This is a genomic window from Actinotalea sp. JY-7876 (genome assembly GCF_014042015.1).
Taxonomy (GTDB): Bacteria; Actinomycetota; Actinomycetes; order Actinomycetales; family Cellulomonadaceae; genus Actinotalea.
Window position 1 is genome coordinate 1,897,123 of sequence record NZ_CP059493.1, and the last position, 19,001, is coordinate 1,916,123.

At 76.4% G+C, this 19,001-nt stretch carries 18 protein-coding genes; 8 read left to right on the forward strand and 10 right to left on the reverse strand.

Annotated elements, in window-relative coordinates:
- Nucleotides 1-23 precede the first annotated feature (23 nt).
- The 3 genes from H2O74_RS08890 (at nucleotide 24) to H2O74_RS08900 (ending at nucleotide 2,890) form a co-directional block, all read left to right on the forward strand.
- The gene (locus H2O74_RS08890) at nucleotides 24-875 is read left to right on the forward strand and encodes an SDR family oxidoreductase (protein WP_255491525.1); all 852 of its coding nucleotides are present in this window, start codon (nucleotides 24-26) and stop codon (nucleotides 873-875) included.
- A gap of 99 nt (nucleotides 876-974) precedes the next feature.
- Nucleotides 975-1,622: a DUF2231 domain-containing protein gene (locus H2O74_RS08895; protein WP_255491526.1), complete on the forward strand. Its 648-nt coding sequence runs from the start codon at nucleotides 975-977 to the stop codon at nucleotides 1,620-1,622.
- A 92-nt stretch (nucleotides 1,623-1,714) separates the two neighbouring features.
- A complete protein-coding gene (locus tag H2O74_RS08900) occupies nucleotides 1,715-2,890 on the forward strand; it encodes a glutamate--cysteine ligase (protein ID WP_182111260.1) in 1,176 nt (391 codons plus the stop codon).
- Between the two features lie 34 nt (nucleotides 2,891-2,924).
- Here the strand turns inward: H2O74_RS08900 and H2O74_RS08905 are convergent, their stop codons facing one another.
- From H2O74_RS08905 to H2O74_RS08915, 3 genes are read right to left on the reverse strand one after another with little or no spacing between them, the layout of a single operon-like run.
- Nucleotides 2,925-3,656, reverse strand: coding sequence for a DUF72 domain-containing protein (locus H2O74_RS08905; RefSeq protein ID WP_182111261.1), 732 nt, complete (start codon nucleotides 3,654-3,656; stop codon nucleotides 2,925-2,927).
- A complete protein-coding gene (locus tag H2O74_RS08910; protein WP_182111262.1) occupies nucleotides 3,653-4,057 on the reverse strand; it encodes an ATP-binding protein in 405 nt (134 codons plus the stop codon). The genes H2O74_RS08905 and H2O74_RS08910 overlap by 4 nt, the downstream gene beginning before the upstream one ends.
- A gap of 49 nt (nucleotides 4,058-4,106) precedes the next feature.
- Nucleotides 4,107-4,283 carry a CsbD family protein gene (locus H2O74_RS08915; RefSeq protein ID WP_182111263.1) on the reverse strand — a complete coding sequence of 59 codons (177 nt, stop codon included), beginning with the start codon at nucleotides 4,281-4,283 and terminating at the stop codon, nucleotides 4,107-4,109.
- 130 nt (nucleotides 4,284-4,413) lie between these two features.
- Here H2O74_RS08915 and larC point away from each other — a divergent pair, with 130 nt between their 5' ends.
- On the forward strand, nucleotides 4,414-5,625 hold the full coding sequence (gene larC / locus H2O74_RS08920; RefSeq protein ID WP_255491527.1) for a nickel pincer cofactor biosynthesis protein LarC: 1,212 nt from the start codon (nucleotides 4,414-4,416) through the stop codon (nucleotides 5,623-5,625).
- A gap of 26 nt (nucleotides 5,626-5,651) precedes the next feature.
- On the opposite strand, the gene larB is transcribed toward larC, so the two are convergent.
- From larB to uidA, 4 genes are all read right to left on the reverse strand, one after another.
- Complete coding sequence (larB, locus tag H2O74_RS08925; RefSeq protein WP_370525713.1) at nucleotides 5,652-6,365, reverse strand: nickel pincer cofactor biosynthesis protein LarB; 714 nt, start codon at nucleotides 6,363-6,365, stop codon at nucleotides 5,652-5,654.
- Nucleotides 6,358-7,263, reverse strand: coding sequence for an ATP-dependent sacrificial sulfur transferase LarE (gene larE, locus H2O74_RS08930; protein WP_182111265.1), 906 nt, complete (start codon nucleotides 7,261-7,263; stop codon nucleotides 6,358-6,360). The genes larB and larE overlap by 8 nt, the downstream gene beginning before the upstream one ends.
- Nucleotides 7,263-8,696, reverse strand: coding sequence for a glucuronide transporter (gene uidB / locus H2O74_RS08935; protein WP_182111266.1), 1,434 nt, complete (start codon nucleotides 8,694-8,696; stop codon nucleotides 7,263-7,265). Before uidB ends, larE begins: the two co-directional genes overlap by 1 nt.
- A 94-nt stretch (nucleotides 8,697-8,790) precedes the next feature.
- The gene (gene uidA, locus H2O74_RS08940; RefSeq protein WP_182111267.1) at nucleotides 8,791-10,572 is read right to left on the reverse strand and encodes a beta-glucuronidase; all 1,782 of its coding nucleotides are present in this window, start codon (nucleotides 10,570-10,572) and stop codon (nucleotides 8,791-8,793) included.
- A gap of 185 nt (nucleotides 10,573-10,757) precedes the next feature.
- Between uidA and H2O74_RS08945 the strand changes: the two genes are divergently transcribed.
- Complete coding sequence (locus H2O74_RS08945) at nucleotides 10,758-11,894, forward strand: LacI family DNA-binding transcriptional regulator (protein ID WP_182111268.1); 1,137 nt, start codon at nucleotides 10,758-10,760, stop codon at nucleotides 11,892-11,894.
- On the opposite strand, the gene H2O74_RS08950 is transcribed toward H2O74_RS08945, so the two are convergent.
- Together H2O74_RS08950 and H2O74_RS08955 are read right to left on the reverse strand one after the other, a co-directional pair.
- Nucleotides 11,828-13,396, reverse strand: coding sequence for a gluconokinase (locus tag H2O74_RS08950; RefSeq protein ID WP_182111269.1), 1,569 nt, complete (start codon nucleotides 13,394-13,396; stop codon nucleotides 11,828-11,830). The two genes, H2O74_RS08945 and H2O74_RS08950, sit on opposite strands and share 67 nt — an antisense overlap.
- Nucleotides 13,393-14,787 (reverse strand): mannitol dehydrogenase family protein, encoded by a 1,395-nt coding sequence (locus tag H2O74_RS08955; RefSeq protein ID WP_182111270.1) that lies wholly within the window; start codon nucleotides 14,785-14,787, stop codon nucleotides 13,393-13,395. The genes H2O74_RS08950 and H2O74_RS08955 overlap by 4 nt, the downstream gene beginning before the upstream one ends.
- Nucleotides 14,788-14,885: 98 nt before the next feature.
- Here H2O74_RS08955 and H2O74_RS08960 point away from each other — a divergent pair, with 98 nt between their 5' ends.
- Nucleotides 14,886-16,178, forward strand: coding sequence for a lactate racemase domain-containing protein (locus H2O74_RS08960; RefSeq protein ID WP_182111271.1), 1,293 nt, complete (start codon nucleotides 14,886-14,888; stop codon nucleotides 16,176-16,178).
- Nucleotides 16,175-17,080, forward strand: coding sequence for a D-hexose-6-phosphate mutarotase (locus tag H2O74_RS08965; protein WP_182111272.1), 906 nt, complete (start codon nucleotides 16,175-16,177; stop codon nucleotides 17,078-17,080). The genes H2O74_RS08960 and H2O74_RS08965 overlap by 4 nt, the downstream gene beginning before the upstream one ends.
- Nucleotides 17,081-17,099: 19 nt before the next feature.
- On the opposite strand, the gene H2O74_RS08970 is transcribed toward H2O74_RS08965, so the two are convergent.
- On the reverse strand, nucleotides 17,100-17,336 hold the full coding sequence (locus tag H2O74_RS08970; protein WP_182111273.1) for a hypothetical protein: 237 nt from the start codon (nucleotides 17,334-17,336) through the stop codon (nucleotides 17,100-17,102).
- Nucleotides 17,337-17,409: 73 nt separating this feature from the next.
- Between H2O74_RS08970 and H2O74_RS08975 the strand changes: the two genes are divergently transcribed.
- On the forward strand, nucleotides 17,410-18,960 hold the full coding sequence (locus H2O74_RS08975; RefSeq protein WP_182111274.1) for a molybdopterin-dependent oxidoreductase: 1,551 nt from the start codon (nucleotides 17,410-17,412) through the stop codon (nucleotides 18,958-18,960).
- The last annotated feature ends 41 nt before the right edge of the window (nucleotides 18,961-19,001 follow it).

Here is a 19,001-nt window from a genome sequence, read left to right on the forward strand (position 1 = left end):
GACCGCGCGCACGGATGGGACGCGTGAGCGTCGACGCGGCGGTCACCGACCGTCCGCTGGCGGTCGTCACGGGCGCCTCGAGCGGCATCGGGCGCGCGCTGGCCGACGACCTGGCGGAGCGCGGCCACGACCTCGTCCTGTGCGCCGAGGACGCCGAGCTGGCGGTCGCCGCGGAGCAGCTCGCCCGGCGCGCGGGCGTCGTTCCCGTGCGCACCGACCTGGCGACGTCCGACGGCGTCGAGCAGCTCGTCGCCGCGATCTCGGCGACCGGGCGGCCGGTCGCCGTCCTCGCCCTCAACGCCGGGGTGGGCCTCGGCGGGGCCTTCGTCGGGTCCGACCTGACCGCGCAGCTGCGCGTGGTGCACCTGGACGTGGTCTCGACGGTGCACCTCGCGCACCGCCTGCTCCCCGGGATGGTCGCGCAGGGCGCGGGCCGGGTGCTGGTCACCTCGTCCGTCGCCGCGACCATGCCCGGCCCGTGGAACGCCACGTACGCGGCGTCCAAGGCCTTCGTGCAGTCGTTCGCCGAGGCGGTCCGCCGCGAGCTCGCCGGCACGGGGGTCACCGTGACGGCGCTGCAGCCGGGCCCGACGGACACGGAGTTCTTCGACCGCTCCGGCATGGACGAGACGCTGCTCGGGCGCGGGCCCAGGACCGACGCCGCCACCGTCGCGCGCAAGGGGCTCGACGCCCTGTTCGCCGGCAAGGACCACGTCGTCGTCTCGGCGATGGGCGCCACCCAGGCGGGCCTGTCCCGTGTGCTGCCCGAGCGCGCACGCGCGGCGGTGCACGGTGCCATGGCCAAGCCACGGGGCGACGACGCGGACGACGCACCGGCACGCGGGACCCCCGACGCCCCGCAGGAGGGGTCATGACCGCCCTCCGCCCCCTCCCGGCCGCCCAGGTGCGGCGATGAACCCGCACGGTGACCCCACCCACCCGGCGCAGCCGCGCTGACGACCCCTGGAGGACGCATGACGCACGCAACGACGACGTCGACCGACACGGGAGCCTCCCCCGGCGCCCCCCGGCCCCCGATGGTGGGCGTGGCCCGCGCGATCGAGGACGACTCCCGCCTCGACGGCGCGGTACGGGCGCTGCGGCCGCTCGGCGAGGCGCTGGTCGCGGACGAGGGCAGGCGCGACCTGCTGCTCGGCCGGCAGATGGGCCACGCGCTGCACCCGCTGCTCACCGACGCGCCCATCGGCGCCTGGATGTCCGCGGTCGTCCTCGACCTGGTGGGCGGCGAGGAGTCGCGCGCGGCCGCACAGCGGCTGGTGGGACTCGGCATCCTCACGGCGGTGCCCACCGCCCTGACGGGGATGGCCGAGTGGGCGCACACCGACGAGCGCAGCGCCCGCGTCGGGGTCGTGCACGCCGCCGGCAACTCGCTCGCGCTCGGGCTCTTCTCCGCCTCCTGGCTCGCGCGCCGCCGGGGCCGGCACGGCCGGGGACGCGCGCTCGGGCTCGTCGGGGTCGCCGCCGTGGCGGCCGGCGGGTTCCTCGGCGCCCACCTCGCCATCGCGCGCAACGTGTCCAGCCGCGACGCGGCGTTCGCCGAGTCGCTGCCCCCGGCCCAGCGGGTCGGGGCGACGCCCGCGACCGACGCCGTCGTCGCCTGAGCGTGTCCGCGCCGGGCGCCCGCCACCGGTCCGGGTGGCGGGCGCCCGGCGTCCCGGTAGCGCAGGAGCCGCGGCATGAGCAGACTGCACGCGTGCGCACCGTCGGGGTCGAGGAGGAGTACCTGCTGGTCGAGCCCGACGGGAGCGTCGTCGGGGTCGCCGGCGCCGTCCTCGCCGCCCACGGGACGGCGCTCTCAGGCCCAGCGCTCGCCGGTCCCTGGCTCGCGGACCCGGCCCTCGCGGACGCGGACGCAGGACCGGTGGACCCGCCGGACCGCAGCGACGAGCCCGGCGGGGACCTGGAGGCCGAGCTCAAGCAGCAGATGATCGAGACGGGCACGCGACCGTGCACCAGCCTGGGCGACCTGCGCGAGGAGATCGCGGCCGGCCGGGCGCGGGCCGCGCACGCCGCCGCGCGCGTGGGCGCCGGGATCGCCGCGCTCGGCACGGCGCCGCCCAAGGTCGTCCCGACCCTCTCCCCCGGCGACAGGTACCTCGCCATCAACCGCGAGTTCGCGCTCACGGCGCGCGAGCAGCTCACGTGCGGCTGCCACGTGCACGTGGGGGTCGAGGACGACGAGGAGGGCGTCGCCGTCCTCGACCGCATCGGCCCGTGGCTGCCCGTGCTCCTGGCCCTGACGGCCAACTCGCCGTTCTGGAACGGCGAGGACAGCGGCTACGCGAGCTTCCGTTCCCAGGTCTGGAACCGCTGGCCGACGGCGGGCCCGGTCGCGCCGCTCGGCTCGGCGGCGGCCTACCACCAGCTCGTCGAGGAGCTCATCGCGACGGGCACCGTGCTCGACCCGGGCATGGTCTACTTCGACGCCCGACTCTCGGCGCGCTACCCGACCGTCGAGGTCCGCATCGCCGACGTGTGCCTCCAGGCGGACGACGCCACGCTCCTGGCCGCCCTCGTGCGCGGGCTCGTCGAGACGGCGGCGCGCGACGCCGCCTCCGGGACGCCCACGCCGACCACGCGCGTCGAGCACCTGCGCGGCGCCTCGTGGCGGGCGGCGCGCTCGGGGCTGCGCGGCCAGCTGGTCAGCCCGACGACGTCCCGCCCGGTGCCCGCCGCGGCCGCGGTCGCCGAGCTGGTCGACCACGTGCGGGAGGCGCTGCGCGACGCGGGCGACGAGGAGGCCGTGACGGAGCTGCTGGAGGGCCCGTGGCGGCGCGGGACCGGTGCGACGCGGCAGCGGGCGTGGTTCGCCGAGAGCGCCGACCACGGTCACGTGGTGCGGCGCGCCGCGGCCCTGACCGTGCGCTGAGCGACCGGCGCCGGGCGCGACCGGCGCCGCCGGCTCACCCCCCGACGAGCTCGCGGAGGCGCAGGGCGTTGCGGACCGCGTTCGCGTCGCCGTCGTTGTTGAAGTAGGCGAAGACCTCGCGCCCGCCCGCGCGCCACTCCCCGATGCGGTCCGCCCACCACCGCAGGTCGTCCTCGCCGTACGAGCCGCCGTAGAGGTGGTGGTGGTCGGGCCCGTGCAGGCGGACGTAGACGAAGGGCGCCGTCGCCCGCAGCACGCACGGCAGGCCGGCACCGCTCATCACGCAGTACGCGGCGCCGTGCCGCTCGAGCAGCGCGAGGACGGCGTCGTCGTGCCAGCTGGGGTGCCGCGCCTCCACCGCGACCCGCACCCAGTCCGGCAGCCGGCCCAGGAACCAGTCGAGCCGGGCGTCGTCGCGCTCGAGGGTGGGCGGCAGCTGGACCAGCAGCACGGCGCGGCGCGCCCCGAGCTCGTGCCAGCCGCGGGCGATGCGTCCGACCCACGCCTCGGGCGCGTACAGGCGCTTGGCGTGCGTCAGGCCGCGCGGGGCCTTGACGGAGAGCAGGAACCCCTCGGGCAGACGCCGACGCCAGGAGGCGAAGGCCCGGTCCGTCGGCCACCGGTAGAAGCTCGCGTTGAGCTCGGCGGTGCCGAAGCGCGACACGTAGTGACCGAGGCGGTCGTGCGGCGCCGACCCGTGGGGGTACAGCTCCGGGTGCCAGTGGTCGTAGCTCCAGCCGGACGTGCCGACGTGGACCCCCGTCACCCGGCGCGGGTGCCTGCCTCGGCGCCCTCGGGCGCCAGGGCGAGGGCGAACCAGACGGACTTGCCGTCCTCGGCGTGCTCGACGACGCCCCAGGCCTGGGCGAGGCTCCGCACGAGGTGCATCCCCCGGCCGCCGAGCTCGACCTCGCCCGGGTCGAGCAGTGCCGGCGGCTCCGGGTTCGTGTCGCGCACGCCCACGCGCACGACGTCGTCCTCGACGGCGACGCGCACGCGCACCTCTCGGCCCCCGCCGTACTTCACGGCGTTCGTCACGACCTCGCTCGTGAGGAGCTCCAGGACACGCAGGATGTGGTCGTGGACGCCGCAGGCGACCGCCTGACGGCGCACCCACTGCCGGCCGTGCCGGATGTGGCCGGGGTGGGCGGGCAGACGGAGCTCCATCGACCTCACCACACCCACCTCCTCCCCAGCCGTCGACGGCAACCGCGACTCAGTCCTTGCGGAACGCGTCCTTGACCTTCTCGCCGGCCTGCTTGAGGTCGGCCTTCTTCTGGTCGCCGCGGCCCTCCGCCTCGAGCTCGCGGTCGCCCGTGGCCCCGCCGGTCGCCTGCTTGGCCTTGCCGCCCAGACCCTCGGCGGCGTTGGCGATCTTGTCGTCCAGTCCCATGGTTCCTCCTTGGTGGAGCGGTGTTTCCGAGCCGAACGTACGACGATCCGCGCGCTTTCGCCCGTCGAGCGGACGGTCCGACGCGCCCGGCGGTGCGGCGATAGCGTCGGCGTTCGACCTGAGGAGACCCGTGACGACGATCTGGATCGATGCGTCCGCCGGCGTGGCCGGCGACATGCTGCTCGGCGCGCTGGTGGACGCCGGCGCCCCGCTGCCGGCGCTGCAGGAGGCGGTCGACGCCGTCGTGCCCGGCGCCGTGGCGCTGCGCGTGGAGCAGGTCCGGCGCGCCGGGCTGCGCGCGGCCAAGGTGCACGTGGACGTGCTCGTGGAGGACCCGCCGCACCGGACCTGGTCCACGATCCGCGGGCTGCTCGCCGCGGCCGACCTGCCCGAGGAGGTCCGGTCCCGTGCCGGGGCGACGTTCGAGCGGCTCGCCGACGCCGAGGGGCGCGTGCACGGGGTCCCCGCCGCCGAGGTCCACTTCCACGAGGTCGGCGCCCTCGACGCGATCGCCGACGTCGTCGGCACGGCGGCCGGCCTGGCCGCCCTCGGTGCGGAGCGTGTCGTCGTCTCCCCCGTCGCCCTGGGCTCGGGCACCGTCCGGGCGCACCACGGCGTGCTGCCCGTGCCCGCCCCGGCGGTGCTCGAGCTGTCCCGTGGGTGGGCCGTGCTCGCGGGCGGCGACGGCGAGCTCGCGACGCCGACGGGCCTGGCGCTGGTCACCGCGCTGGCCGGGTCGTCCGGCCCGCTGCCGGCGATGACCGTCACCGGCAGCGGCATCGGCGCCGGCACGCGCGACACGCCGCACCGCGCCAACGTCGTGCGCGTCGTGCTCGGCGACGAGTCACCCGCGGCGGCCGAGGCCGCCGGCGCCCCGACCTCCGCCGTGCTCCTCGAGGCGAACGTCGACGACCTCGACCCGCGCGTGTGGCCCGAGGTGCTCACCGAGCTGCTCGGCCGGGGCGCCCTGGACGCCTGGCTCAGTCCCGTCGTGATGAAGAAGGGGCGACCCGCGCACACGCTCCACGTGCTCAGCGGGCACGACGGCGCCGACGCCCTGGCCGACGTCGTGCTCGAGCACACGTCCACCCTCGGCGTGCGTCGCTCCTCGGTGCAGCGGGAGGTCCTGGAGCGCGCCTGGGTGCCGGTCGACGTCCAGGACGGCACGGTGCGCGTCAAGGTCGGCCACCGCGACGGGCGGGTGCTGCAGGCGATGCCCGAGTTCGACGACGTGGTGGCGCTGGCGCACGGGTCCGGCCGGCCGGTCGCGGTCGTCCTGGCCGCGGCGCGCGCGGCCGCCCACGCCGCAGGCCTGGTCGCCGGCGCCTCCTGGCCCCGGTGAGTCGGCCCGGCGGCCCCGGCCCGGCCTCAGGCCGGCTGGGGCGCCGCGATCTGCGCCGCGAGGTGCCCGGCGCCGTAGCCGTTGTCGATGTTGACGACGGCGACACCCGGGGCGCACGCGGTGAGCATGGTCAGCAGGGGGGCCACACCCTGGAAGGCGGCGCCGTAGCCGACCGACGTCGGCACGGCCACGACCGGCGCGCTGACCAGTCCCGCCACCACGCCCGGCAGAGCGCCGTCCATCCCGGCGGCGACGACCACGACGCGGGCGGCGCGCAGCAGCTCCAGGTGCTCGAGCACGCGGTGCAGCCCCGCCACCCCGACGTCCACGACCAGGCTCGTCGCCCGGCCCAGGTGCTGGGCCGTGAGGGCCGCCTCGGCGGCGACCGGGAGGTCCGACGTGCCGGCCGCCAGCACCACGACGTGCCCGCCGCTCGGCGCGGGCGGACGCGCCGGCCAGGCCACGACCCGCGCGACCGGGTCGTGGTGCGCGTCCGGCAGCGCCTCCAGGACGGCGGCGGCCTGCTCCGGCGTCGCGCGCGTGAACAGCGTGCGCGCCCCCCGGTCGCCGACCTCGCGCGCGATCGCGGCGACCTGGTCCACGGTCTTCGGCTCGCACAGCACCGCCTCCGCGAAGCCGCGGCGCCGCGCCCGGTCGTGGTCGAGGCGCACGAAGGCGTCCAGCGCGGCGGGCGGCGACCAGGCCGCCGGGGCGCCGCCGTCCGGCACGGCCTCAGCCACGGTGGTCCCCTCCCCCGCGCGCCGTCACGAGCGGCAGGGTGAAGGCGCCCGACTGCACCCCCGCGAGGTCGAGCGCGACGAAGCGGAACCCCGCCGAGCGCACGGCGCGCAGGACCTCGCCCCGCAACGGCTCCGAGGCGACGGCGACGACCTGCTCGGCCGGGACCTCGAGCCGCGCGACGTCGCCGTGGTGCCGCACGCGCAGGTCGCCGAGCCCGACCCGCCGCAGTGCCGCCTCGGCGGCCTCCACCTGCGCGAGCTTGTCCGGCGTGACCTCCTCGAAGTGCGGGATGCGCGAGGCGAGGCACGGGGCGGCGGGCTTGTCCGCCGACGGCAGGCGCAGCGCTCGCGCCACGCGCCGCACGGCCTGCTTGTCGAGCCCGGCGTCCGCGAGGGGCCGCAGCACGGCGTGCGACGTCGCGGCGCGCGAGCCGGGGCGGTCGGGCCGGCGGGCGTCGTCGGCGTTCTCCCCGTACGCGACGGCCGTCAGCCCGTGGGCCTCGACCACCTCGTCACCGATGCGCGCGAAGAGCTCGTCCTTGCAGAAGAAGCACCGGTCCGGTCCGTTGCGGCGGTACTCCGGGTTCTCGCCCTCGTGCGTGCGGACCTCGACCACGGGCGCACCGACGGCGCGCGCGACGTCGTGCGCCGCGGTGCGCTCGTCCGCCGCGAGGCTCGGGGAGACGCCGAGCACGGCCACGACCCGCTCGGCCCCGAGCGCCCGGACGGCCAGGCCCAGGACCACCGACGAGTCGACGCCTCCGGAGAAGGCGACGCCGAGGCGACCGGAGGGCACGGCGCGCCGCAGCGCCGCGGAGACGTGCTCCACGGCGCCGCGGTCGTCCGGGCCCAGCGGGTCCGCCCAGCGGGTGCCGGGCCGGTCCACCGGTGCGTGCATCAGACCTCCCGCGATCCGTCCGTGGCGGCGCCGGCGCGTGCGGCGCGCCGGGCCTCGACCTCGCCGACCATAGACCGGAAGACCTTCTCCGTGAGCGGGTAGGCCAGCATGATGAGCACGCCGACGGCGATGAACACGGCGGGGACGAAGCCCGCGATGTAGCGGATGCCGTCGGTCGTGGCCTGCGTCTGCTGCTCCGCCTCGGCGACGTAGCCGACCAGCCCGAGCCCGTACGCGGCGGCCGCCCCGCCCACGGCCTGGCCGAGCTTGCGGGTGAAGGAGAACACGGCGTAGGTGGTGCCCTCGGTGCGGACCCCGCTGCGCCACTCGCCGTACTCGACGGTGTCCGCCTCGAGCGCGAACATCAGCATGTTCACGGCGGCGAGCCCGATGCCGTACAGGCCGAAGAAGACGATCGCGAGCCACGACATGGTGGGCGGCGTGAGGGCCACGCCGGTCGCGGCCACGACGGCCAGGGCGCCCGCACCGACGTACGCGGCCTTCTTGCCGACGCCGCGCACGAGCCTGGGGATGACCGGCGCGACCGCGAACATCGCCAGCGTGCTGACCACCGTCAGGACGATGAACAGGTTCGCGTCCCCCAGGACGTCACGGGCGTAGTAGGCCTGCACGGTCTGCAACGTGAACATGCCCGTGAGGAAGCACAGCGCCGACAGGCACAGCATGAGCAGCGGCCTGTTGCCCCTGAGGGTGCCCAGGCTCTGGCGCAGGCTCACCCTCGCCACGTCGCGGACGACGTTCTCCCGCGAGGTCCGGAAGAGCAGGCCGTACAGCCCGAGCCCCACGACGACGAAGAGCAGCGTGGTGAGCGTCAGGGACTGCTGCAGGTCGTCCGAGCGGGTGATCTGCGGCGCGACGACGAACGCCAGCAAGATCATCGTGGCGGCGGTGCCCACCATCCGGAAGCTCGCCAGCTTGGCGCGCTCCTCGGGGACCTGCGTCATCGCCGACGCGAGCGAGCCGTACGGGATGTTGACGAGGCTGTACGCCAGCCCCAGCAGCGCGTACGTGACGTACGCGTAGACGAGCGTGCCGGTGCCCCCGAGCCCGCCCGGCACCGTGAAGGTCGCCACGCTCAGGAGCAGCAGGGGCAGCGAGCCGAAGAGGAAGAACGGACGGAACTTGCCCCACCGCGTCATCGTCCGGTCCACGAGGCGGCCCGCGAAGATGTCGGCGAACGCGTCCCACGCCCGCACGACGAGGAAGAGCGTGCCCGCCGCGGCGGCCGAGATGCCCACGACGTCGGTGTAGTAGAGCAGCAGGAACATCGACGACATGGAGAACGCGAGGTTGTTCGCGGCGTCGCCCGAGGCGTAGCCGACCAGCTGCGACAGGCGCAGCCTCCCGCCGGTGGCGGGTGCCGGCGTGGCCGACGGGACGGAGGCTGCCGGGGCAGCCGCGGTGCTGGTCATGGCACTCCCTCGATCGGTGGCGGACCCGGCGGTGCCGGTGGTGGCTCCGGGGACGGTGGCGGTGCTGCGCAGCGGCGCGGGGGGACGCCGGTGGTCAGCGGTCACGGGTCCAGCGGCGGCGCAGCGCGTGCGCCGCCGCCTTCGGGCGCCGGTCGCGCGTGAAGGCGCCCTTCTTGTTGCCGTCGACGCGGAACACGCCCGACGACGTCGCGAAGTCCGCGAAGTTCCACACGTGCTCGCCGACGACCGCGTCGACGGCGTCGAACACGCGGTGGTTCATGTCGAGGTACTCGACCTGGTACTCCTCGGTCCACGGGACCGGGGTGACCGAGTGCAGGCCCGGCATGGTGTCGGCGCCGTACTCGGTGATGATGATCGGCTTGCCGTCGGAGGCCCACTGGCCGAGCTCCTCGCGCCAGGCGGCCTCGGCGGCCTCGAGGTCACCCGTGTGGACGTACCAGCCGTAGTACCGGTTGAGCATGAGCACGTCGCCGAGCTGGGAGACCTGGCACGCGCCGTGGGGCGCGAGCATGACGTTGACGAACCCCACGGGCCGGCTCGGGTCGAGCTCGCGCGTGAGGGCGAAGAGCGGCTCGAAGTACTCGCGGGCCGCGTCCGTGTCGGACTCGGGCTCGTTCGCGATCGACCAGAGCACGACGCTCGGGTGGTTCTTGTCCCGCGCGACCAGCTCGCGGATCGCGCGGGCGTGCACCTCGCGGGTCGCGTCGTTGATCGTCTCCGGCGAGAACGTCGGGTACCCCTGGGTGCCGAAGATCCCGCCGCCCAGGCCCATGTTCAGGCCGACGGCGGCGACCTCGTCGATGACGACGATGCCGCGCCGGTCCGCGTAGTCGTAGACCTCGTCGGCGTAGGGGTAGTGCGAGGTGCGGAACGAGTTGGCGCCGATCCAGTCGAGCAGGGCGAAGTCGTTGACGAGGTGGACGTCGTCGTGGGCCTTGCCCCGCACGGGCGCGTCCTCGTGCTTGCCGAAGCCGGTGAAGTAGAACGGCTCGCCGTTGATGAGGAACTGCGTGCCCCGGACCTCGACGGTCCGGATCCCGACGCTCTGGAGGTAGCTGTCGAGCGTCGCGCCGTCGGCGTCGAGCAGCTCGACCTCGGCCTCGTAGAGGTACCCGTCGCCCGGCGCCCACAGGTGGGCACGCGCGACCTCGAGCTCGGCCCGGGCGCCCTCGCCCGTCGCCACCGCACGGCCGTCGGCGTCGCGCAGGGTGACGCGCACGGCGACACCGCCCGAGTGCTCGACCTCGTAGCGCACGACGCCGGTCACGCCGTCCTCGCCTACCTCGGTCACCACCCGCACGTCGGTGACGTGCTCGGGCGCCGTGGCGTACAGCCACACCGAGCGGTGCAGGCCCGCGTAGTTGAAGAAGTCGTGGAAGTAGCGCTGGCGCCGCCCGTGCGGCGTGTCCTCGACGATGCCGGGCGGGATCGTCTGGAAGCTCAGCTCGTTGTTGACGACGGCGGTCACGCGGACCTCCTCGCCGGGGGCGACCAGTGCGGTGACGTCGGCCTCGAACGGCGTGTAGCCACCCTCGTGCGTCATGACCTCCGTGTCGCCGACCCACACGACCGCGCGGTGCGTCGCGGAGTCGAACCGCAGCACCACGCGCCGGCCGGCCCAGCCGCGCGGGACGCGGACGACGGTCTGGTACCAGACGTCGCCCACGTGGTCGCGCGCGTCGGCGTCGGCCGGGACGTCGTTGTAGCTGGCGGGGACCGGCATCGACGTCGCACCCTCGAGGCGCCCGGCGAACCAGCCCGCCGCGCGGCCCTCGCCCGCCGCGTCGAGCCGGAAGTCCCAGAGGCCGTCGAGCGCCTTGCGCTCCCGCGTGCTGGTGTCCTGGGGACGAAGCATGTCGTGCTCCTCTCGGCCCGCGTCGGCCGCTCAAGGGATCCGGGACGTTCCCGCGTGCCTCCATTGAGCGCGTGCCGTCGCGGGGCGACAAGCGGTTGCCATTCGTTGCCACCCGGTCGGGCACGGCCCCCTCGGGGCAACGACAACCGGTTGCCACCGGTTGCCGCGAAACCTACGGTGGGGTGATGGACGTCCAGGACGAGGGCACGGCCCTCCCGGTCGCCGGCGCTGGGCCCCTCCGCCGCGCCACGCCGACCATCTACGACGTCGCGCGGGCCTGCGGGGTGGCGCCGTCCACGGTCTCGCGGACGTTCTCCCGCCCGGGCCGGGTCAACGCCGAGACCGCCGAGCGGATCCGCCAGACCGCCGCCGCCATGGGCTACCGCACCAACCCCCTCGCGCGCGCCCTGCCGACCGGCCGCACGTCGCTCCTCGCGCTCGTCGTCTCCGACGTCACGAACCCGTTCTTCTTCGACATCATCCGCGGCGCGCAGCAGGAGGCGAACGCGGCGGGCTACACCATGCTGGTCGCCGACGTGGACGAGTCGAGCGAGGCCGAGCGCGAGGCGCTGGACCGGACCCTCCCGCTCGTCGAGGGGCTCGTCCTGGCGACGTCACGCATGTCGGACTCCGCGATCCGGGTCGCCGCGAAGCAGCGACCGACGGTCGTGCTCAACCGCGTCATGACCGACGTGCCGAGCGTCGTGACCGACAATGCGCGCGGGACGCGCCGCGCGGTCGAGCACCTCGCGGGCCTGGGGCACACGACGCTGACGTACCTGGCGGGTCCGGAGGCCTCGTGGGCCGACGGCATGCGCTGGCGCTCGATGCGCGAGGCGGCGTTCGAGCTCGATCTCCGGGTCCGGCGCCTCGGGCCGTTCCCGCCCACGCTCGCCGGCGGCGCGGCGGCGACGACGGCGCTCGCGGAGCAGCCGACGACGGCGGTCGTGGCCTACAACGACCTGCTGGCGATCGGGCTGATGCGCGGCCTCGCCGCGCTCGGCGCCCGCGTCCCGCAGGACGTCAGCGTGGTGGGCTTCGACAACATCTTCGGTGCGGACTTCTGCAGCCCGCCGCTGACGACGGTCGCCGCGCCGCTGCGCAACCTCGGTGCGTACGCGGTGCGCTCGCTCCTGGAGCAGCACGACCGCCGCCAGCTCCGCGACGTGCGACCGGTGCTCCTGCCCGCCCAGCTGCTGGTCCGCGGGTCGACCGGCCCCCGGCCACGACGGCGCACGGGATGGGCCGCGCGCGCTCAGTCCGCCGCGGCGGGCGGCACGCCCGTGCCCGGCACCGCGACCGCGCCGAGCGCCGCCAGGTAGCGCGGGACGCTCGCGCGGGCCGCGGCCAGGGCCGTGACGGCCTCGCGGTCCGGGACCACGACGTCGTCGTCCGTGCCGGTGCCGCCGAGGAGCGCGAGCGCCGCCGGCAGGTCCGGCGCGAGGCCGAGCGCGTGCGCACCGAGGGCCGCCGCGCCGAGCGCCGAGCCCGCGAGCGCGTCGACGACGCGCACCGGGCGGTCGAGGGCCGCGGCGAGCGACGCGCGCCACACCGGCGAGCGCAGCGCTCCCCCGGTCGCGCGCACCTCGGTGACCGGGTGCAGGGCGTCGAGGCGCCGGACCAGGTCGGCCAGCTGGAGCGCGACGCCCTCGACGGCGGCGCGCACGAGGTGGCCGCGTCGGTGGCGTGCGGCCAGCCCGAGGTAGGCGCCCGGCAGGGTCGGGTCCCACGAGGGGGCGCGCTCCGGCAGGAGGTGGGGCAGCATCACCAGCCCGTCGCTGCCCGGCGGGACGGCCGCGGCCTCCGCCAGCAGCAGCGCCTCGGGGGCGTCGTGGTGCCCGCGCAGCTCGGGCGCGAACGCGTCGACGGCCCAGCCGAGCGCCACGCCTCCCGTGCTCACGGCGCCCCCGACGACGGACAGGTCGCCGCTGAGGGCGTAGCAGAACAGCGCGGGGTCGAGCCGCTCGGGCTGGTGCGCGATGACGGTGCGCACCGCGCCGGAGGTGCCGAGCGAGAGCCCGAGCACGCCGGGCGCGAGCGCGCGCACCCCCAGGTTGCCCAGGGGCCCGTCGGCGCCGCCGGCCACGACCGGCGTCCCGGCCGGCAGGCCGAGCCTGCGGGCGACGTCCGGGAGGAGGGCCAGGCGCTCCTCCGGCTCGACGACCCGGGGCAGGTGCGCGGCCGTGGTGCCGGCGACCGCCAGCGCGTGCGGGTCCCATGCCCGCGTCCGCCGGTCCCACAGGCCCGAGGCGGAGGCCGAGGACCGCTCGGTCACCACCTTCCCCGTGAGGTGGGCGAGCACGAGGGCCTTGAGGTCCGCCCAGCACGCGGTGCGGGCGACGGTCGCCGCGTCGTGCCGGGCCAGCCACGCGAGCTTGGTCAGCGGGGACATCGGGTGGACGGGCGTGCCGGTGCGGTCGTGGAGCACGGCCGCCGCGCCCGACGCCCGCAGCTGCCCGGCGACGTCCGCCGCGCGCCCGTCGGCCCAGGTCAGGAGCGGCGTCGTGGGCAGACCGGCGGCGTCCAGGCCGGCGAGCCCGTGCATCGCCGCGCTCACCGCGACGCCGGCGACGTCCGCACCGCCGACCGCGCGGACGCACTCCCCGAGGGCCCGCTCCAGGGCGCGCAGCACGTGCGCCGGGTCCTGCACCTGGTGGCCCGGTGCCGGCTCGAGCAGCGGGTAGTGGCGGCTCGCGACGCTGCGCCGTCCCGTGCCGACCTCGAAGGCGACGGCCTTGACGGCGGTCGTGCCGACGTCGAGCCCGACGACCACCCGCGCCCGGTGTCCGGTGGACCCGGCGGCCGCGGCACCCGTGCCGCTCATGGCCGCGCGACCTCCTCGATCTGGGCGAGCACCGCGGCGAGCACCGTCTCGTCCTGCGCGACCTCGGGGTCCAGCAGCGCGAGGACCCGGCGCACCGCGGGTGCCGTCGGCCCGGACGCGGCGACGCGCAGCCGCTCGCCGTCGGGGTCGCGCAGCGGGGCGTCGCCCCGCAGGTGGTGGATCCAGGCGGCGACGACGCGGCTGGCGCCCGCCGCGAGCCCGCCCCGGGCGCGCTCCGCCCGCAGCGTCGGCAGGACGCGCACGGGCAGCTTGAGGGAGCCGTCCGCCGCGATCTGGTCCAGCCGGTGCCGGATGCTCGGGTTCGCGAAGCGCTCGAGGAGCGCGGCGCGGTAGGCGGCGACGTCGGCGGCGGGCAGGGGCACATGGGCGGAGGCCTCGTCCCACCACTGCTCGACCCAGCCCCGGCAGGTCTCGTCCGCGATCGCCTCGGCGACGGTGCCGTGGCCGCGCGCGAGGCCGGCGTACGCGAGCAGCGAGTGGGCGCCGTTGAGGAGCCAGAGCTTGCGGCGCTCGTACGGCTCCACGTCGGGGACCACGAGCGCGCCCGCGGCCTCCCACGCCGGCCGCCCGGCGGCGAAGGTGCCCGCCATGACCCACTCGCTGAACGGCTCGGTGGTCACCGGGGCCGCGTCGAGCGCTCCGGTGACGGCGCGGACGCGGGCCACGTCCTCGGCGGTCGGCTCCGGCGTGATCCGGTCGACCATCGTGGTCACCGCCGTCACGTGCGCCGCGGCCCACGCCGCGAGCGCCGGGTCCAGCGCCTCCGCGAGGTCGAGGACGGCCCGGGCCACGGCCGCGCCGTTGCCGGGCAGGTTGTCGCACGGGACCAGGCTGAGCGGGCCCGCGTCGCTCCTGCGGCGTGCCGCGAGGCCGGCGACCAGCCGCCCGGGGGCGGTGGCGACCAGGGCGCGCGGGTCCGCCCGGAGCGCGGCCAGGTCCGCCCCCACGTCGGAGCGGTCCAGGTCGAGGTGCCCGTCCGGCCGCAGCGCGTAACCGGCCTCGGTGACGGTCGTGGTCACGAGCGCGACGCGGGGGTCCGCCAGGTACCGGAGCCACGCCTCGTGGTCGGCCGCCGCGTGGACGGCGGCCACCGACTCGACGACCTCGTACCGGTCCTGCGCCGCGCCCCGCACCGTGAGCGTGTAGACCGCGTCCTGCGCCGCGAGGGCGCGCGCGAGGTCGGGGCGGCGGCCGGTGAAGGCCGCGATCCCCCAGTCGCCGCCGTCGGGGGCGTGCTGGGTGTACCAGGCCTGGTGGGCCCGGAAGAAGCTGCCGAGGCCGAGGTGCACGTGCCGCACCGGCGGGCGGGGCGAGGAGCGGCGGGGGGCACCGCTCGACGACGTCGTCGCTGCGGTCGGTGCGGTGGTCATCCCGCGAGTCTTCAGCGCCCGCACCGGAGCGACAACCGGTTGCCGCCAGTTGCCGGGCGACGTTGCTCCCCGACCGCGGTGACGGCAGGGTGGGGCCCATGACGACGTCGACGACCACCACGCCCGAGACCGCCGCGGTGGTCGGCGACCCGACCAGCGTGCTGACGCCCGACGAGGTCCGCGCGTTCGTGGCCGAGCAGCTCGGCACGCTCGACCTCGACGGGCGCAGCCTGTGCCTCGTGGTCCCCGACGGGACCCGCTCCTGCCCCCTGCCCCTGCTGCTGCGGGCGGTCCACGAGAGCGTGCACGGCCGGGTGACGCACCTGACGGTGCTCGTCGCGCTGGGGACCCACGCACCCATGGGCGAGGCGGAGCTCGCACGCCACCTCGGGTACGCCGAGGGTGAGCTGGCGGCGACCTACCCCGGCACCACGGTCCTCAACCACGAGTGGTGGGACGAGGGCACGTTCGTCACGGTCGGCACCATCACGGCCGACCGCCTGGCCGAGCTGTCCGAGGGCCGCCTGGTGCGCGACGTCGAGGTGCGGCTCAACCGGGCCGTGGTCGAGCACGACGTCACCCTCATCGTCGGGCCGGTCTTCCCCCACGAGGTCGTCGGCTTCTCGGGCGGCAACAAGTACCTGTTCCCGGGCATCGCCGTGAAGGACGTCATCAACGTCTCGCACTGGCTGGGCGCCCTCATCTCCAGCGTCGAGATCATCGGGACGCGCGGGACGACGCCCGTGCGCGCGCTCATCGACGAGGCCGCCGCGCTCGTCCCGGGCGAGCGGCACGCCCTGTGCCTCGTGGTGCGCTCCGGCACGGCCGACCTGCACGCCGCGGCGTTCGGCACGCCCACGTCCGCGTGGGCGGCGGCCGCCGACGTGTCGGCACAGACCCACGTGCGCTACCTCGACGCGCCGGTGCGCCGGGTCCTGTCGCTGATCCCGGAGAAGTACGAGGACATGTGGACGGGCGCGAAGGGCTTCTACAAGGTCGAGCCGGTCGTCGCCGACGGCGGCCAGGTGGTGCTCTACGCGCCGCACATCACGGAGATCTCCGTGATGCACCCGCAGATCGTGGAGATCGGCTACCACTGCCGCGACTACTTCGTGAAGCAGTGGGACCGCTTCAAGGACGTGCCCTGGGGCGACCTCGCGCACTCCACCCACCTGCGCGGCGCGGGCACCTACGACGACGAGCACGGCGAGCGCTGCCGCGTGACGGTCACCCTCGCGACGGGCATCCCGGAGGAGGTCGTGCGCGCCGCCAACCTCGACTACCTGGACCCCGCCGAGGTGGACGTCGACGCGTGGTCCGCCGACCCGGACACGCTCGTCGTGCCGCAGGCGGGCGAGGTCCTGCACCGGCTCCGCGGCGTCGCGCCGTGACCCTCCCCGCGGGCGTCACGCTCGCCGAGGGCGCCGGAGGGCTCCCCGTCGTCCGCGTCGAGAGCCCGGCCGCCACCGCCGTCGTGCACCTCCAGGGTGCCCACGTCCTCGAGTGGGCGCCCCGGGGGCACGGGCCGGTCCTGTTCCACAGCCGCGCGAGCCGGTTCGAGCCGGGCGTCGCCATCCGCGGCGGGATCCCGGTGTGCTTCCCGTGGTTCGGCGGGCACGCGAGCGGCGCGGGACCGGCGCACGGCTTCGCCCGCGTGAGCCGGTGGCGGCTCACGGGGGCCGAGCGGCGGGGCGAGGACGTCGCGCTGCGCCTGGGGCTGGGCGACGACGAGACGACGCGCAGCGGTCCGTGGCCGCACCGCTTCGCCGCCGAGCTCGAGGTCGTCGTCGGGCAGCGCCTGGGGATCACGCTGGCCGTCACCAACCTCGGCGACGCCGAGCTGACGTACGAGGCGGCCCTGCACACCTACCTGCGGGTGGCCGACGTCGGCCGCGTCCGCGTGACGGGGCTGGCGGGGCTGCCGTACCTCGACAAGGCGGCCGGGGGCGAGCGCGTCGGGCCGGGCGCGGAGCCGACGCTCGTCCGGGGCGAGGTCGACCGCGTCTACCTCGGCGCCGGCGAGCCCGTCGTCGTGCACGACGACGGGCGACGGGTCGTGGTGACCACGGACGGGGCCCGCGGCACGGTGCTCTGGAACCCCGGCCCGGACCGGGCTGCGGCGCTGCCCGACCTGGCCGACGACGAGTGGCCCGAGATGCTGTGCGTCGAGGCCGCCGACGTCGGGCAGGGGGCGGTGACGCTGGCGCCGGGCGAGACCGGCCGGACGGTCACCGTCCTCACGGTGGAGCCGGGGGGTCCCGGCGACCGGCGCGCACCGTCCCTCACGCGGTGACCCCTCACGCGGTGACCCCTCACGCGGTGAGCGCCAGGTACGCCACGTCGTCGCCCACCCCGGTGACGTGACCGACCGCGCGCGCGAGCGCCGGGACGGTCGTCAGGAGGCGCTCGGGTCCCAGGCGCAGGACCCGTCCGTCCGCGTCGCGCGCGAGCTCGGCCCAGTAGCACTCCAGCGCGGGGTCGTACCCCCAGCGGGACGCGCGCCAGCCCGGGACGGCTGTGGGGCGCTCGAAGGGCGGACGTGCTGCCATGGCACGAGCATCTCCCCCACCACCGACACGGCCCGGGGGTGACACCGGCCCGCTCAGGACGCAGGCTCGGGACATGTCCCGTCGCGCGGTCGTCGCCGGCCTCCTGGCCGCCGCGCTGACGCTCGGTGTCGCGCAGCTGGTGGCGGCGCTGCTGCCGGTCGGCGCCGCACCGCTGACGGCGGTCGGCGACGCGTTCATCGACGTGACCCCGGGATGGCTCAAGGACCTGGCCATCGGCGCCTTCGGTACGGCTGACAAGACGGCGCTCGTGGTCGCCATGGTCCTCGTGCTGGCGGTGGTCGCGGCCGCGACCGGCCTGCTCGCGGTGCGGTCCCCCGTCGCGGCGAGCGCCGTCGTGCTCGCGATCGGCGTGCTCGGCGGCGTCGTGGCGGCCGGGCGGCCGGGCAACGGCGTCGCCGCCGCGCTGCCCAGCGTCGTCGGCGGCGTCGCGGGAGCCCTCGCGCTGCGGATGCTCGCGGAGCGGATCACGCGGGCCTCCCCCGACGACGGCCGGATGTCCCCGGGCGCCCCCGCGAGCGCCGACGTGTCCCCCGGACCCGACCGCCGCGGCTTCCTCGCCGGCGCGCTCACGGTCGCCGTCGTCGCGGCGCTGACCGCCGCCGCCGGCACCGTCGCGGGCTCGACGGCGCGGACCGTCGCCCGCGCCCGCGAGGCCCTGCGCCTGCCGCCCGCGGCCCGGCGGGCGGCGCCGGTGCCGGCGGGCGCGCAGTCGCCCGTGCCGGGCGTGGTCGACGTCGTGACCGGCAACGGCGCCTTCTACCGGATCGACACCGCGCTGGTGGTGCCGCAGGTCGACCCGGCGACGTGGCGCCTGCGGGTGCACGGGATGGTCGAGCGGGAGGTCACCCTCGCCCTGGACGAGCTGCTGGCGGAGGACCTCGTCGAGGCCCACGTGACGCTCGCGTGCGTCTCGAACCCGGTGGGCGGCGACCTGGTCGGCACCGCGCTGTGGCTGGGCCTTCCGGTGCGCGCGCTGCTCGAGCGCGCCGGGCCGCTGCCCGGGGCGGACATGGTGCTCTCCACGAGCGCGGACGGCTTCACGGCGTCCACCCCCCTGCCCGTGCTCCTGGACGACCGGGACGCGCTGCTGGCCGTCGGCATGAACGGTGACCCCCTGCCCGCGGCGCACGGCTTCCCCGTGCGGATGGTCGTGCCGGGGCTGTTCGGGTACGTGTCGGCGACCAAGTGGCTCACCGACCTCGAGGTGACGCGGTTCGCCGACCGGGAGGCCTACTGGACCGCGCGGGGCTGGTCCGCCGAGGGACCCGTCAAGACGGCCTCACGCATCGAGGTGCCGCGGCGCGGCGCCGTCGTCGCGGCCGGCGACGTCGGCGTGGGTGGTACGGCATGGGCCCAGCACCGCGGGATCACCGGGGTCGAGGTCCAGGTGGACGACGGCCCGTGGGAGGCGGCGACGCTGGCCGACGAGATCAGCGTCGACACGTGGCGCCAGTGGTCGTGGACGTGGGCGGCGGAGCCCGGGCGCCACGTCCTGCGCGTCCGGGCGGCCGATCCGGACGGCGTGCAGACCGGGCGCCGGGCCGACGTCGTGCCGGACGGCGCGACCGGCTGGCACGAGGTCGACGTCGAGGTGCGCGGCTGAGCCGGCGGCGCCCACGGGCAGGTCACGGGTCAGCCCGCGAG

Coding starts and splice junctions, on each gene's coding strand:
- H2O74_RS08895 (WP_255491526.1), top strand. CDS start 975: ATGACGCACGCAACGACGACGTCGACCGACACGGGAGCCTCCCCCGGC.
- H2O74_RS08910 (WP_182111262.1), bottom strand. CDS start 4,057: ATGGAGCTCCGTCTGCCCGCCCACCCCGGCCACATCCGGCACGGCCGG.
- H2O74_RS08915 (WP_182111263.1), bottom strand. CDS start 4,283: ATGGGACTGGACGACAAGATCGCCAACGCCGCCGAGGGTCTGGGCGGC.
- larE (WP_182111265.1), bottom strand. CDS start 7,263: ATGCACGCACCGGTGGACCGGCCCGGCACCCGCTGGGCGGACCCGCTG.
- uidB (WP_182111266.1), bottom strand. CDS start 8,696: ATGACCAGCACCGCGGCTGCCCCGGCAGCCTCCGTCCCGTCGGCCACG.
- uidA (WP_182111267.1), bottom strand. CDS start 10,572: ATGCTTCGTCCCCAGGACACCAGCACGCGGGAGCGCAAGGCGCTCGAC.
- H2O74_RS08945 (WP_182111268.1), top strand. CDS start 10,758: ATGGACGTCCAGGACGAGGGCACGGCCCTCCCGGTCGCCGGCGCTGGG.
- H2O74_RS08950 (WP_182111269.1), bottom strand. CDS start 13,396: ATGAGCGGCACGGGTGCCGCGGCCGCCGGGTCCACCGGACACCGGGCG.
- H2O74_RS08955 (WP_182111270.1), bottom strand. CDS start 14,787: ATGACCACCGCACCGACCGCAGCGACGACGTCGTCGAGCGGTGCCCCC.
- H2O74_RS08960 (WP_182111271.1), top strand. CDS start 14,886: ATGACGACGTCGACGACCACCACGCCCGAGACCGCCGCGGTGGTCGGC.
- H2O74_RS08970 (WP_182111273.1), bottom strand. CDS start 17,336: ATGGCAGCACGTCCGCCCTTCGAGCGCCCCACAGCCGTCCCGGGCTGG.
- H2O74_RS08975 (WP_182111274.1), top strand. CDS start 17,410: ATGTCCCGTCGCGCGGTCGTCGCCGGCCTCCTGGCCGCCGCGCTGACG.